The organism is Methylobacterium jeotgali, assembly GCF_022179345.1.
Lineage (GTDB): Bacteria > Pseudomonadota > Alphaproteobacteria > Rhizobiales > Beijerinckiaceae > Methylobacterium > Methylobacterium jeotgali.
In genome coordinates, this window is sequence record NZ_BPQR01000084.1 from 25,615 (window position 1) to 38,944 (window position 13,330).

Below are 13,330 nucleotides of genomic sequence, written 5' to 3' on the forward strand. Positions count from 1 at the left end.
GCCCGTTCGGGCGGGTGTGGGGCATGGGGTCCTCGGATGGGCTCAGGCGGCGGCTTCGAGGGCTGCGACGCGCCGCTCGAGCCGCAACGCTCGACGGCGCGCGCAGGCGAGCATCAGCATGGCGAGATCGCCGTAGCGGACGCCAAGGCGGATGACGGGCTCGCCATCCGTGTCGAGCACGGGCCGCGCGACTTGCCGGGGGCGGTTCACGCGAACCATCACCGGCACCTCGACCATGACCGGTTCGCCGCTGCCGGCGGACAATCCGAGCGCGCCGCCATCGCGGACAGGCGCGCCGGCCTCGTCGAGGAGCGGCACCTTGCGACGCTTCAGCCGCCTCTCGGTGCGCGATACCTCCCGCAGCACCGCATGGTCGCCCACGAGAACGTGCGTCTGGTCGGCGACCTCGACCTCCTCGTAATCCTGCTCCTCGATCCAGTGGTCTTCCTCCACCGTCTCGACCTCGGGATCGGCGCACCAGAACGAGTACGCGGCGGGGTCGAGGCCACGCGCCCGCATCGCCGACCCAAGTTGTTGCGCGACGACGCCGGCGTGGATGCGAGCACCGTCCTCGCCCTTCGCAGCGATCGAGTCGAGGTAGCGGTAGAGGACGATTTCGACGTCCTCGATGGCGTCGAGAAGCGCATCGTCCGGCGGGCCGGAGATGTCTTTCAGCCGAGCGTCGGAGGTGCTGATCGTCTGGGTGCCGGCGTACACGACCGACCACTTCTGGCTCGGGGCGCCGAGCGCGTAGGTGTTGTCGGCCAGTGGCGCGATTTGCTGCGTCTGGGTAAGGCTCGCGATGAGGCTCAACGCGCCCCCGCCGACAGTCCCGTTGCCCCCGCTCGCCACGATGCGGCAGTCGTAGTCGATGACCTGACCGGAGGTGTGGAAGTCGAAGTACGGCGTTCCGCTTTGCGCCTGCGACCCGATCTCCACGCCGAAATTTGGCGCTGAGAGCGACCAGTTGACCGGCGAGAGGTCGGTGTTCGGCGCTCGGAGGATTGAGCCGCACGCGAGGTTCTGGAAGTCGAAGATCGTCGCGACCGACATCGCTGCGCCGTTGAAGGCGCGGGTCCGCATGATGGTGCCAGTCGGGTCACACGGATTGGCGCCGTTCAGGTTGGTGACGAGGAACTGATCCCGGAATGGTGTCGCGATCCCGGAAGAGTTGGTGATCGAACTGCTGATGAAGGCCGCATCGACCACATCGGCCATCTTGTCCGAGCGCTTGACGACGCTGTAGCCGTACAGGATGCGAGCCGAGGCGTTGCCCCAGATGCCGACGTTGGCCTCGCTGACCGCGACCTGCAGGACGTCGGTCGCGCTGTCCATCAGGTAGGCTTCGGGGTTCTGCGCGAAGAACGTCCCCTCGCCCCCTGTGAACGGACTGACGTTGCCTCCTGGGAAGGCGGTGCCGCCGTCAGCGGCGTGAACCGAGACGGTGTTCCTCATCCCGACGACGATACGCGCGGGGTTCCATGCCGCCGACGCCTGCGTGACGACCGTGTTCGTGCGGATCGTCTCCCGCACGCCCGTGCCGCCGCCGTAGCGATGCTGGATCAGCAGCGGCGAGACGGTGTGCCCGAAGTTTTCCGGCTGACCGTATGGATCGGCACTCGTGCCAGTCGATGAGCCGTTGTCGAGCGTGTCGTCGACCGAGATGACGTTCGGCGCGTAGATCTTGCCGTTCGGGCCGCCCCAGGCCGCATCCTCGAAGGCGCCGCAGAGCAGCTCGTTGGCATAAGCCCGCGCCCGGCCCTGTACCAGTTGGCGGCTATCGAGCCCGCTGAAAATGCCGACCGCCGGGCGTACCTTGAGCGCGGCTCGCCCACCGTCGGCGGTCGGCCGGTTCGGGATACCTGCACGCGTCGCGAACTGACCGTCCGTACCTGGGAAGAGGCTGGGGTTGAGATTGCCGGTGTCCCACGGAACGGCCCCGGCGAACGTCGGCCGCTGGCTGAAGTGGACAACGTCGTCGATGCCCCCGCGAAACGGGGCGCTGCCGCGCTCGTAGCTGTACCAGTACCAGTCCCTCGTCCCGTCGAGATTGAGATCCTGCCCGAACTGGTAGTTGCCGATGTTGATGGATGACCGCTTCGAGCCCGACGAGTGACTTGAAGTGCTTGCCGCGAACGCGACCGGCGCCAGCAGGCTCGGGTCACCAGCCGACAGGCCGCCGGTCATCACGTCGCCCGTTTTGCTGACGAGCTGCGAGACGTTGGCGGCCGGCCCCTGCGGTCCTTGGGCGCCCTGTGCACCGGCATCACCCTTGGGGCCGCGGAGCGGGCCGATGTAGAGCCAGGGCGGCGTGCCGGGGACATAGGTGTAGGCGTCATCGACGCTATAGGCCTGTCCCTGCGGATCGGTGCCCGCATTGTCCATGATGTAGGTATCGCCGGCGGACTGCCCGCTCGTCGGAAGCGCGCCGTAGTTGGCGACGCGGCCCTTGATCGTCGTGCCCGCGCCGGGGTCGCCCTTGGGGCCCTGAACGCCCTGACCGCCCTGCGGTCCCGTCTGACCGGCGGGACCAGGGCTGCCCTGGTTGCCCGGCGGTCCGACCTGCCCCGTCGCTCCGGTCGGGCCGATGCCGCCCTGATCTCCTTTGGGCCCTACCAGTCCCCTCGGTCCGGCAGGACCGGCGACGAAGACGGCTGGGGCGCCCGAGAGGCTCGCCTTGAACGCCATCTCAGGTCACCACCGTGGTGATGCCCCGGCGATGCTCGACCGTGCCGAAGTACGGCACGAAGGTCGCGCCGTCCGCGCTGGCCACGAGATCGTAGGCGTAGGAGCCGGAAGCCAAATCTTCCATCGCGTCCCTCATGACGGCCATGGCAGCGGCACCGGTCGCGCCGCCGTTGACGATGGTGTCGATGCCGGGTGCGGAGGATGCGAACAGCGAAACGGTCGCGGCGGCCGCGCTCCGGCGCAGCATCAGGTCGAAGCGGATGCCGGTGACATCGAGCGGGACGGGCATGACCGCGATGGCGAAGGTGTCGCCGACGACGAAGGCCGTCGCGCCCTGCGCGAGCGAGAGCGTCAGCCCGCCCGCCGCGATAGTCGCCCCCGTGACCCCGATGGCCGACGGAACCTCGTTCGGCGTGCGCACGACGTAGCGGGCCGGCGCGCCGGCTGGCGTCTCGACGATCTCGATCGTGTGCGTGCCGAGCGCGGCCTGAGCCGCCACCTCGCTCACGACGAGCGTCCCGTTGCCGGTGTTGCCGCTGGCCGGGTAGCCCGCCGCCTGCCCGGCGACGAGGAATACGAACGTGTCACGCCAGTCGGCGTTCGTGAACGTGACGATGTCCGCCGGTTCCGCATTGCACGGCAGCGCCAGGATGTTGGTCACGGCGCGGCCTCAGGCCTGGATCTGCGCAGCCAGCCGGAACAGGTCGTCGATCTGCGCCGCCGACAGCCCGAGTGCCGCGCCGAGCGTCTCGACGTGCGGGTTCGCGCGCTGCCACATGTTGGCCTCGGCGAACCAGATCGCGACCTCGCCGCCCTCCTCCTCCACGAGCACCTTCACCTGATCGAGGTAGCCGGCGCGGTGGAGTGCGATCTTGGCCTGAGCGCGGGTCACGTCGACGACCGGTGCGGGGCCGGCCTCGGGCTCCGGCGGCGGAATCAGCTTGCCCTTGTCATCGAGGACGTAGCCGACCTCGGCGCCGCCCTTCGGCACGAGCGTCGCCCGGAACTCGGGGGTGTAGAGGGCCTCGGGCGCGACACCGGACGGCATCTCGACGACCTCGACGGCGGTGCCGTCCTGGATGCGCAGCATGGCAGACATCGGCGGCTTCCCCTCAGTACTCGATGATGATGAGGCCGTCGGCGCCAGGGCCGCCGTTGCTGGCATTGCCCGCCCCGCCGCCGCCGCCGGCCCCGCCGCCGCCCGGATAGGCGCCGTTCGATCCGTTGGTGCCGGTGTTCGGGCCGACCTGGGAGCCCCCGAACGCGGGGGCGCCGACGCCGGAGAGGGCAGACCCGCCTGCCGCAATGAAGCCCGTGCCGCCCGCGTTGCCGGGCCGGCTCAGGACGTTGCCGCCGGAAGCCTGCGACCCACCTGCGCCGCTCGGCGTCGCGATGCCGTTCGCGGCGTACTTGCCGCCCTGGCCGCCGGGAGCCGAGACGAGGCCGCCCCAGGACGACGTGCCGCCCGCGTTGCCGTCGCCCGACGTTCCGGTGCCTGCGGCCCCGACCGTATAGGCGACCGTGCTGCCAGGCGTGCACGGCACGTTGATCGCCTCGGCATAGGCGCCGGAGCCTCCACCGGAGCCACCATTACCGGCACCGAGCGCAGCGCCGCCACCGGCCCCGCCGGCGGCCCAGACCCGGATGCGCTTGATGGCCGTGACGCCGGCCGGGACGGTCCACGTGCCAGCACCGGGCATCGTGAAGCTCGCCGTGCTCGACGCCGGCTGATTCGAGGTCAAGACACCGGCGAGCTGGAGGTTGGAACCGTCGTCGAGGAACAGCACGACCTGGCCCGCGATCCAGTCGCCCGCTCGGATCGGCGTGCCATCGGCGCGGACCACGGGGCGCAGACCTCGATTGTCGAGGTTGCCGGCGGTGCCTCCTCCGACCGCCGTCGCCGCCATCTTGATGCTGTAGGCGTAACCCGCGACGTAGCCCGCGATGTCGGGGGTGACGTTGGCCGTGAAGGCGCTGGCGTTGCCCTGGGCTTCGCCGTAGTGCCAGAGGGCGAGTGCGGGAGGGAGAGGAGCCGACTCCGCGATCTTGGCGGAGAGCGCCGCGTTGAAGTTCGCCAGCAGCCCAGCCTGATCGCCATTGTCGAGCGCATCGTAGTTCCGGCTCGCAATGAACGCCGCGACCATCGCGGCGACCGAGGTCGACTGTCGCCACGCGGTGTTGCACTGCGCGGAACTCGCCACCCCGCCGGCGAAACCGCTCAACCGCGCACCGAGCGCTGCCCACCCGGCTGCGGTCAGCACGTTGGCGCCCGGACCCGTGCCGAAGGGCACGAACTCGTTCGTTCCAGCCATGGTCGCTCTCAGGGGTTGGAGGGCGCGAACCCGCGCGAAAGGTCAGGCCTCGAGGAGGCGTTCGGGCTCGACGCCCCAGGCTCCGGCGTCGAAGCCGGAGACGAACTCGTTCTGAACGTCGAAGCCGAAGAGCGCCGCACCGTCGACGCTCGTCACGGCGTAGGTCGTCATCACGCCGGCCGGCTTGATCGGGATCGCATCCTGCGCCAGCAGCCCGAGCTCCAGGGGCCCTGGGATGCGGCCCGAGACGCCGATCGTCATGGAGACGTCGACGCGCTCGGTCGTCGCCTTGGCCGCCGCGGGATCGAACCAGTAGGCCTGATCGAACCCCTTTCCCTCTTCGTCGAAGGCGAACAGGATCTGCGGGTAGGGAACCTGCGCATTGTCCTGCACGAACACGTGCGTGGCCGGATCGATGAAGAAGACGTCGAAGGCGGCCTGCGCGCCCGGCACGGTGCCGTCCCACCGCTTGGCGAGGATGTTGGCCCGCAGCAGTCTCCGGTAGGTTTCGTCGTCGAGTGAGTAGACCCCGAACGAGCCGGAAAAAGGCCCTTTCCAGACGCCCCTGTCGAAGCCCAGGCGGTCATCGTCGAACGAGAACCAGGGCTGCGGAATCGGAAGTCGGACGGTGCGCGCCCGACCGACCCACAGTCCCACGACATCGAGTTGGGCGCCGATGGCCGTATCGAGATCGAAGACCGCGGGCAGGCCCGCGATGACCGCGCCGGCCGTGACGATCGGCTCCAAGGAGCCCGAAACCGTCGCGACGTAGCGCGGGTTCTCGACCTGCCAGGGCGTGATCCGACCGAGGTAGAGCGTGAGGGGCTTGGCCATCACACGACCGTCGTGATGTTCACGTCGCTCGGGTCACAGACCAGGGCCTCGTTGAACGCCGCAGCGATGTCTCCATAGGCATCGCTTGTGAGGTCGGCCCGCTTGGCGACGAGCCCGACGATCTCGAAGGTCGCGGCACGCGGGTCGTCCAGAAGGTTCGCCGCGGGATAGGCGCTGCTGAGCTGCTGATTGGCGCCGATATCGATGCCGTTCGTGTAGGCGGCGAGTGCCTGCTGGATCGCCGCGGCGACGTCGAGCGTGTAGCCCGCCTTCGGACGAAGCGTGACGTACCAGGCGATGGTGCGGCGTGCCGGGCGGAAGAACCGGATCGGATGCGGGATGCCGGCGCGATCGGTGAGAACCTGAAGTTGATCGCCGTAGGTGCCGACGCCGGGGCTCTTCTTGCCGGCGATGACGCTGGCGATGGTGGCGACATCGCCGCCCTCGACCACGGCCGTGAGGGTGTGACCCGGCGCGCCCGTGAAGCCGTCCGGGAGGTTCGTGTCGTTCTCGTAGGCCTTGACCCGCGTCACGCCCGTCACGGCGAACAATGCGCCGACCAGGGCCTCCAGGATGGTCTGCGCCGGGAGGGCCGTCGAAAGCGCCTGCCGCTGGCGCAACTGCCGATCGGTCTCGATGGGCAGGCCGACGGCCGCGGCGATGGGGTTTCCGACGGACTGCCAGCCGAGCGTCGGCGTGGCGATGGTGTCGATGGCGCCGCTCGGAGCCGCCACCGCGCCGAGGGTCTGACAGGTTGCGGTCACGGTGATCTGGCCGGCCGGCGGAATGATCACGCTGTCCGGCAGCGACCACAGGTTTCCGCTCTGATCACGTGCCGCCCCCGAGACGATCTCGGCACCGACCTGACCGACGATGAGCACGTCGGCGGTCGAGTAGGTCGCCGACTTCCTGCGGATCCCGTTGATCTTCACGACCGACGACAAGCCGGCGCCCTGAGCCGTGGCAGGCGAGAACGCGTTGTAGACCGCGACGGCCTCGCCGTTCGCATCATGCAGGGCGTTGGCGAGAAGCGCCATGAACTGCCCGTCCTGGCAGTCGGCTCCGAGATAGACATCCTGCCCGTAGATCGAGCGGTAGAGCCCCTGGAAGTAGCCGAGGCAGGCCGCGTAGTCGGGCCGCACGATGCCCGCTGCGGTGATCTGACAGACCGGCGTCGAGCCCATGTCAGCGACCGTCCTGCACGAAGGTGTCGACCGCGGCCGTCGTCGTCGGGCGGCCCTGGGCATTGCGGCTGAAGGCGGTGTCGATGGTGGCTGCGATGGCGAAGCCACGCGTGTCGCGGTTCAGCACGCTGTTGTAGGCCGTGATCGCGACGACCCCTGGCGAGCCGAGGATGCGCGAGCGGTAGACTGGATCGCGGGTCGCCTCGGTCCGCTTGCCGAGCACGCGGGTCTCGACTTCCGTTCCTTCGGCCAGATCCAGGAACCACTGTCCCTGCCAGAGCTGAAGCCGGCTCTCGACGACCTGGGCCACCGCGTCAGGCGTGTCATGGTGGAAGGCGGCCTGATCGCCCCCGAACACCATATCGCCGTCCGCATCCACGCGACGGACCCGCATCAGCGGCCCCACGCCGCCAGCGCGTACCGGGCCTGAACGAGGCCGTCCGCCGGGCTCTGCGACCCGGTCACCGCGAGCAGTGTCGCGAGGCCGAGCCAGAAGCCGATGAAGCCGCCGAGCATCCCGGTGAAGGGGCCTCCGCCGTTGCTGAAGGTGCTCGGCGCGCCGAAGCTCTTGGCCGAGGTGACCGCATCCTTGAAGTGCGTCTTGCCCGTCACCTCCAGGCCCTTCGTCGCATCGATCGACATGGCCATGGCGGTCTTCAGCGCGATGCCGGACTGCGGGTTGACGGCGATGGTGTGCTTGCCCCCGTCGGCCGCCATCGATGGCCCGTTCTTGGGGTGCAGGTCGAACATGTGCTTGCCGTCGTCGGAGCGCATCTGCGTCGAGGTGGTCGACACGTTCTCGAGCTTGCGCGGCGTCGAGCGGATGCCTGGGATGTAGATTGCGTCCGAGAGCGAGTGCATGCGGGCGTCGACTTGGCTCTGGATGCCGCCCTGCTGGTGCCAGGCATCGAGCGAGCGGCCGCAGAACAGGGCGATGCCCTCGTCCCCCTCCTTATGGGGATGCGTGACCGTCACGCCGCCGCCGCCCATGTGGTGGATCGGGCAGTCCGAGAGGACGGGAAGCTGCGTGAGCTCGCGCGTCCCGTCCGGCTTCAGCTTCGTCGCCTTCACGGAGGGTTGGAGGCTGATGGTGTGCCCGTCCTTCGAGTCGGCGGCGACCTTCACCGGCATGGCGACCCAGATGCCGGCCTTCACGGCATCCGTGATCGTGGCCAGCATCTCGTCGAAGTCGTCGTAGCGAGTGCGCAGGTCCATCAGGTCTGCTCCTCGGTGATGCCGCGGGCGTAGAGACTCGGCGACGCGCCGCCGTCGGCCTTGACGCACACGATCTCGGTGTACCAGTTGGGGCCGCGGGTATCGCCGTTGTGCTCGACGAGCAGCGCCTTGTAGATACCGTCCGCCGCGAGCCCGAGTTGGTTCTGTAGAAGTTCGTTGTTGAGCGCACCGGCGTAAGCCGGACTGAAGGCCGCCTGCTGGATGCTACCTTCGCTGATCCTAATCTTCTGGGCAGGCAGGATCCGGTAGTTGAGCAGGCAGCGCACGACGACGCCGTCGAGGGTCTGCTCGGGCAGCCCGATCATGCCCGTGTCGGAGTTCAATTCGATCACGCTGCCGGGAAGCGCGCTGTCGTTCTTCACCACGTTCAGGCGGCCGTTGGTGATGTGCCAGGACGAGCCGGTCGCGAAGCAGACCTCTCGAAGCAGGTCCCTGGCCATCCCGAAGCAGGCGAAGCCGCGCGGAAACTTCTTTGGGCCGAGGTCGTCGATGTGGCCGACCGTCACTCCGAACTCGCCGAGCGCCTTGGCGGCGGCGACGATGCGATCGCGGTACGTGTGGCCGGAGGCCAGCGACTTGTTCACCGTCGCGAAGTTGCGGGCACGCTGGGCGCTGGTCGCAAGAATGTGGACCACGGTGTCGGTGACGTTCTCGCGCAGGATGCGCACCTGAACGATCTCGCCTTTGAAGATGACCCCAGCACCGCTTTCGTAGCCCGCCTCCAGGGTGACGCTGCGGTACTCCTTCCGGATCGCCTGAGCCGTCGTCTTGGACAGGTTGTAGATGTAGATGTTGACGTGATGGGGCGTCGAGGAATCGCGCTGGTGCACGTCGAACCGGATGCGCATCTGCGATGCATCGAGCGCCTTGCCGCCACCCTCAATGGTGACCCGACAGACGCGAAGGTACTGCTCGCTCATCACGGTCAAGCGGTGGTGACGTAGAACAGGTGCGCCGTCTGACCGAGGCCGGGGTAGGTCGGGATCTCACCGGCCCCGCGGTCGGTCGTGACGTAGAGGCCGCCCGTGAAACCGAGGTGCCGGTGCTGCGCCAGCAGATCGACACCGACGACGAGCGGGATGCCGGCGACGAGAAGCACTCCGTCCTCGTCGCCGATGTCGAGCGTCCAGCCGCCCTCCTCCGCATCGTTCCAGAGTGCTCGCATCCGGTAGACAATGCCGTCCAGAGTAATGGAGAAGCGCTGCGCCTGGGGCGTGAGGGGGATCTCGAGGGCGGCCACGGATCAGGAGCCGAACACGTTGTAGGGCGACGCCTCGACGCCTTGAGGGCGGTTGTCGTTGTCGATGCCGTCGATCTGCAGTTCGCCCAGTTCGGCGGTTGGACCGGAGCTGAGACCGTCCATGCCGGGCGTCCCGAGCGATCCGAACGACCCGTTGCCGAGCGAGCCGCCGTCGGTGTTGAAGCCGCCTGGGTTGAAGGATCCGGCGAACTCGCTGCCGGTGATGGGCAGGCCCTGCTGGTCGCCACCGTTGGTGGTCCCGCCGGTCGTCTGCGGCGAGGCCTGATCTCCCGACTGCCCCGCACCGGCCGTGTCGCTGCCGGTGCTTGTGGTCTGGGTGGAGACGATCTTGATCTCCTGAAGTCCGCACAGGACCATCAGGGCGTTCTCGGAGCGGGCGTCGGTGATGACACCCAGCGCGCGGATCAGCATGTTCCGATAGACGCGCTTGCCGGTCGTGACCGTGAACGGCCGTCGGCTCTGCTGGAGTGCACGAAGGGCTTGGTAGACGTCCTGCGTGTACCCGGCATAGGCGGCCGATGAGTCCGAGAACCCGCAGCGCATATCGAGCTCGGCCGGCCGGGCGAAGGCGTGGTCCGTGATCGTCGCACCCTTCTCGACCGGGTGCTGCGTGATGATGAGCTCGTCGCGGTGCGCCTCTTCGATCACCACGTCCGGGATCACGGTTCCGATGGACCGGACGGGCGAGGAGATCAGAGCGTAGGTCAGTTCGCCGAGGAGGGACATGCGCCGCCCTCCCGGTTGGCGTGGCTACAGGCGTTTGGGGTTCAGCAGGCCACGGATGATCGCGTCGTGTCCGGTCTCGGGCTTCAGCGGCGACTGCATGGCCAGCGTTTCAGCGGCGATACGCTGCGGATCGGCCGCGCCATCCGCGATGCGGGTCAGAGCGTCGGCCATCTCCTCAAGAAGCTGTGCAGCCTCGCCCTCGGTGGTCTCGTGCGCTGGAATGCCCTCAAGCTCGCCGGCCAGATCCTCGGCCGTCTCGCGCAGGTCCGCAACGAGTTCGTTCAAGGGGGTGCGCGGGAGGGGTTCGGGCATGTCGGGCACATTGCAGAACATCGATTTGAGATGCAATCATAGCCCGTCTATCGTGCCGAGTGGGCAAACAACGGAACCCTGAGCTATGGAAGCGCTCCTCGTCGCGCTCGCGCTAGCACCGGTAACGATTATACTGTTTTTTATATTCTTTGCCCTGCTAGCTATATTAATTGCGATATTGTTCCCTAAATTCTCAAGAAGTTTTGTGATTGCTTTCTTGTGTCTAACAGTTGCAGCGTATGCGTTAACATATTTGCCAGATCAGCCTCGAGATGTCTCTACGACAAGCGGCGATCAGGCGGTTTCGACCTCAAAGTCCTTATCGGCGACCGAAGCATCGGGAGATGAAAGCGATAGTTATTGGAGTCGATCACTACGCACAGATCCTAAGAGCGGTTCTGAAGCTCGGGAAATGCCTTCAGGATCTCGGCCGCAGAACGGCGGCACTACTTGGACAGGGCCCGCCTCTGCGGTGCGAACACCTCCCACGCCAGCTCCAACAGGAAATCCAGGCCGTTGCCTGCTTCGGGTCGAAGGTACGACATATTTGGATGATGTCTGTAACGTTTCTATCAGTCAGGATGGAAGTTTCACAATAGGAACAGCTGAGCATCGCGAAGGCTTAACGTACTTCGCAATCGTCAATAGGCAAGGCGACGGAACTATGCTGGGTTTTTGGAACGAACGCATTGGAGCAACACACGCTCAAACCCCTCTTGGTCGCCTAAAGCGAAACGGCGCGTGCTGGGAGAATGCGCGCGCATCGGTGTGTGCTTGGCGTTAGCGGATCGCGGTCTGGGCGTTCCGCAGGCTCAACTCGTTGGATCGGTTCATCGCGCGTTCGACGAAGGCGCCGGTGGTTGCCGGGTCGCCCGAGCCATCGATCTTGATCGACATCGAGTTCTGCATCGTCACCTGATTGGACGTGCTGTTGTTCGTCGTCGAAGCGCCCAGTGGAGCGCCGGCGGTCGCCTTGCTGACATCGAAGCCGCCTGGACTGAAGCCGCCCTGCGGGAAGTTGAGCGGCGGAAGCCCTGTCGGCTTAGATTTCTGAGCGTCCTCGTAAGCTTTCAGTGCTTCTCGCGCATATCTGAAGCGACTTCCATAAGCCTTAACCCCCGCACCTTCGAAGTCGCGCTCAAACACACGCATCTCATCTTCAGATCCGGTTGCATTCTTGAGATTAGAAATCGCGTGCTTGTGTGTGTTCTGAAGCTCCCACTTCAGGAAGCCGTAGTTCGCCTCATCGCTTCGTGGATCAAGTCCACGCTGCTTTGCATACTCGAAGAAGCGGCGTTTGCGTCCCGGATCGGTCCATTGTGCCCAGCCGCGCCCCGGGCCGCCGCCGCCCTCCTCGAAAGCTCTGAAGCCTGCGCTCTCATGGCCTAGGTTGCCGAGTACGATTGAGGCCTTTTCCTTCGTGAGCCCAAAGTCGTCCATAAGGCGCTGCATGACCCCTGGAGACTTCTCCCGAAATGTCTGACCCCCGATGGGAGCGGTCGAGCCACCCCCGGCATCCGTCGGCGTCCCGATCCCCGTCTTTCGCTTCAGCCAATTGAGACCGCGCGTGAAGAGGCCGGGCTTCTGTGCCTCCTGATGGCTGTTGAGGCGAGCCTCGCCGTCAGCCACCTCGCTGCCCTTCCCGAGCCATGACGACACAACGCGTCCGATCGGGTCGCCTCCACGGGCGGTGTCGAAGAGGCCGAGCTTGCCGAGAAGGGAGATGACCCTCTCAATGACCTTGCCGATCTCGACGAAGCGGTCACGGATGAACCCGAGCTCCTTCGTCAGGTTGCCGCTCTCCAAGCTCTGCGTGAACTTCTCGACGGCGTCACCGACTCGCTTGAAAAAGCCCTCGATATCCTCGCGGTGCTCTTCGACCCATGTCAGGAGCGCCTTAACGACGCGCTCCAGCGCTGGGGCGAACTGGATCAACATCCGCTGGCCGACCGCGCCGATCAGGGCGCCGAGCGTCGTCAGGGACCGCGTGAAGCTGTGCCCGGCTTCGGCCGCCTTCTCGTTGTCGAGACCGACCATCCTGGCGGTCTGATCATACTCCTCGCGGTAGCGCTTGATCTCGGCGCGGTACTTGGTGAGGGTTTGATAGGTGCCCTCGTCGATGCCCAGGAGCGAGGCCATCTGCGCACCCGCGTAGTACGGGTGCTTCTTCTGGATCGCGTCGATCGCATCGGACAGGACGTCGATGCTGTCGCGCGCCTTGCCACCCTGCGTGGTGGCCACGCCCAAGTCGCGGATGAACTGCCCGACGCCGGGGTTCGTCCGCATGGCCCGGGCGAAGGACTCGACCGCGGACTGTGCGTTGGCCGTCGAGCTGCCGACCTGTCCGAAGGCGTAGCTCAGCCCCTGGATGTTCCTGGCCGTCGAGCCGACGCGCTGGCTCGTGAAGTAGAGGGTGTCGAAGTTCGCGGCGATCTTAGCGACGGCAGCCGCGGCGGCGAGCGCGGCCGCCTCGAGCGCCAGGGTCAGCACGGTGGCCGAGCGCGTGATGCCGGCGACCGTCTCTCGGACCTTGCGGCCACCCTGCTCGTCGACCTTCCAGCCGAGCGAGACCACGAACTCCTTGAGGACGTCGGCGCTCATTTCGTCTTCAGCGCCTCATGGATGCGGTGCCGGTTCTCGGTCTCGTAGGCCATCGCGTCATTGATCTCGGCGACATGCTCGATCGACAGCGGGCCTTCCAGAAGATCGGTGTACCGGTAGTAGCCGAGGGGGATCGGCCCGAGGATGAACTCGTCCCCGTCCGGCATCAGCGCAAG

14 protein-coding genes are annotated in these 13,330 nt (G+C 66.8%); all 14 read right to left on the reverse strand.

Annotated elements, in window-relative coordinates; all coding sequences use genetic code 11:
- Nucleotides 1-42 precede the first annotated feature (42 nt).
- The 14 genes from MFF04_RS19980 to MFF04_RS20045 all read right to left on the reverse strand — a co-directional run bounded on the left by MFF04_RS19980 (nt 43) and on the right by MFF04_RS20045 (nt 13,321).
- Nucleotides 43-2,688 carry a tail fiber domain-containing protein gene (locus MFF04_RS19980; protein WP_238278469.1) on the reverse strand — a complete coding sequence of 882 codons (2,646 nt, stop codon included), beginning with the start codon at nt 2,686-2,688 and terminating at the stop codon, nt 43-45.
- A 1-nt stretch (nt 2,689) separates the two neighbouring features.
- Nucleotides 2,690-3,349 carry a hypothetical protein gene (locus MFF04_RS19985; RefSeq protein ID WP_238278471.1) on the reverse strand — a complete coding sequence of 220 codons (660 nt, stop codon included), beginning with the start codon at nt 3,347-3,349 and terminating at the stop codon, nt 2,690-2,692.
- Nucleotides 3,350-3,358: 9 nt separating this feature from the next.
- On the reverse strand, nt 3,359-3,787 hold the full coding sequence (locus MFF04_RS19990; protein ID WP_238278473.1) for a hypothetical protein: 429 nt from the start codon (nt 3,785-3,787) through the stop codon (nt 3,359-3,361).
- A gap of 13 nt (nt 3,788-3,800) precedes the next feature.
- Nucleotides 3,801-5,000, reverse strand: a complete 1,200-nt coding sequence (locus MFF04_RS19995) for a glycine-rich domain-containing protein (RefSeq protein WP_238278475.1) — start codon at nt 4,998-5,000, stop codon at nt 3,801-3,803.
- Nucleotides 5,001-5,042: 42 nt separating this feature from the next.
- Nucleotides 5,043-5,834 (reverse strand): baseplate wedge 1 family protein, encoded by a 792-nt coding sequence (locus MFF04_RS20000; protein ID WP_238278477.1) that lies wholly within the window; start codon nt 5,832-5,834, stop codon nt 5,043-5,045.
- Nucleotides 5,834-7,018: a baseplate J/gp47 family protein gene (locus MFF04_RS20005; RefSeq protein ID WP_238278479.1), complete on the reverse strand. Its 1,185-nt coding sequence runs from the start codon at nt 7,016-7,018 to the stop codon at nt 5,834-5,836. The genes MFF04_RS20000 and MFF04_RS20005 overlap by 1 nt, the downstream gene beginning before the upstream one ends.
- Nucleotide 7,019: 1 nt before the next feature.
- Entirely contained in the window at nt 7,020-7,412 is a 393-nt protein-coding gene (locus MFF04_RS20010; protein WP_238278481.1) for a contractile injection system sheath initiator, read from the reverse strand.
- A complete protein-coding gene (locus MFF04_RS20015; RefSeq protein WP_238278483.1) occupies nt 7,412-8,233 on the reverse strand; it encodes a Gp138 family membrane-puncturing spike protein in 822 nt (273 codons plus the stop codon). The genes MFF04_RS20010 and MFF04_RS20015 overlap by 1 nt, the downstream gene beginning before the upstream one ends.
- On the reverse strand, nt 8,233-9,174 hold the full coding sequence (locus tag MFF04_RS20020; RefSeq protein ID WP_238278484.1) for a phage protein: 942 nt from the start codon (nt 9,172-9,174) through the stop codon (nt 8,233-8,235). The genes MFF04_RS20015 and MFF04_RS20020 overlap by 1 nt, the downstream gene beginning before the upstream one ends.
- A gap of 5 nt (nt 9,175-9,179) precedes the next feature.
- Nucleotides 9,180-9,494, reverse strand: coding sequence for a phage baseplate plug family protein (locus tag MFF04_RS20025; protein WP_238278486.1), 315 nt, complete (start codon nt 9,492-9,494; stop codon nt 9,180-9,182).
- 3 nt (nt 9,495-9,497) lie between these two features.
- Nucleotides 9,498-10,241 carry a phage baseplate protein gene (locus MFF04_RS20030; protein ID WP_238278488.1) on the reverse strand — a complete coding sequence of 248 codons (744 nt, stop codon included), beginning with the start codon at nt 10,239-10,241 and terminating at the stop codon, nt 9,498-9,500.
- Between the two features lie 24 nt (nt 10,242-10,265).
- A complete protein-coding gene (locus MFF04_RS20035; protein WP_238278490.1) occupies nt 10,266-10,589 on the reverse strand; it encodes a hypothetical protein in 324 nt (107 codons plus the stop codon).
- Between the two features lie 744 nt (nt 10,590-11,333).
- On the reverse strand, nt 11,334-13,154 hold the full coding sequence (locus tag MFF04_RS20040) for a phage tail tip lysozyme (protein WP_238278492.1): 1,821 nt from the start codon (nt 13,152-13,154) through the stop codon (nt 11,334-11,336).
- Entirely contained in the window at nt 13,151-13,321 is a 171-nt protein-coding gene (locus MFF04_RS20045; RefSeq protein ID WP_238278494.1) for a hypothetical protein, read from the reverse strand. Before MFF04_RS20045 ends, MFF04_RS20040 begins: the two co-directional genes overlap by 4 nt.
- Nucleotides 13,322-13,330 lie beyond the last annotated feature (9 nt).

Bases quoted from the DNA above. Each gene is read 5' to 3' on its own strand.
- MFF04_RS19980 (WP_238278469.1), bottom strand. From the start codon at position 2,688: ATGGCGTTCAAGGCGAGCCTCTCGGGCGCCCCAGCCGTCTTCGTCGCC.
- MFF04_RS19990 (WP_238278473.1), bottom strand. From the start codon at position 3,787: ATGTCTGCCATGCTGCGCATCCAGGACGGCACCGCCGTCGAGGTCGTC.
- MFF04_RS19995 (WP_238278475.1), bottom strand. From the start codon at position 5,000: ATGGCTGGAACGAACGAGTTCGTGCCCTTCGGCACGGGTCCGGGCGCC.
- MFF04_RS20000 (WP_238278477.1), bottom strand. From the start codon at position 5,834: ATGGCCAAGCCCCTCACGCTCTACCTCGGTCGGATCACGCCCTGGCAG.
- MFF04_RS20005 (WP_238278479.1), bottom strand. From the start codon at position 7,018: ATGGGCTCGACGCCGGTCTGTCAGATCACCGCAGCGGGCATCGTGCGG.
- MFF04_RS20010 (WP_238278481.1), bottom strand. From the start codon at position 7,412: ATGCGGGTCCGTCGCGTGGATGCGGACGGCGATATGGTGTTCGGGGGC.
- MFF04_RS20015 (WP_238278483.1), bottom strand. From the start codon at position 8,233: ATGGACCTGCGCACTCGCTACGACGACTTCGACGAGATGCTGGCCACG.
- MFF04_RS20020 (WP_238278484.1), bottom strand. From the start codon at position 9,174: ATGAGCGAGCAGTACCTTCGCGTCTGTCGGGTCACCATTGAGGGTGGC.
- MFF04_RS20030 (WP_238278488.1), bottom strand. From the start codon at position 10,241: ATGTCCCTCCTCGGCGAACTGACCTACGCTCTGATCTCCTCGCCCGTC.
- MFF04_RS20040 (WP_238278492.1), bottom strand. From the start codon at position 13,154: ATGAGCGCCGACGTCCTCAAGGAGTTCGTGGTCTCGCTCGGCTGGAAG.
- MFF04_RS20045 (WP_238278494.1), bottom strand. From the start codon at position 13,321: ATGCCGGACGGGGACGAGTTCATCCTCGGGCCGATCCCCCTCGGCTAC.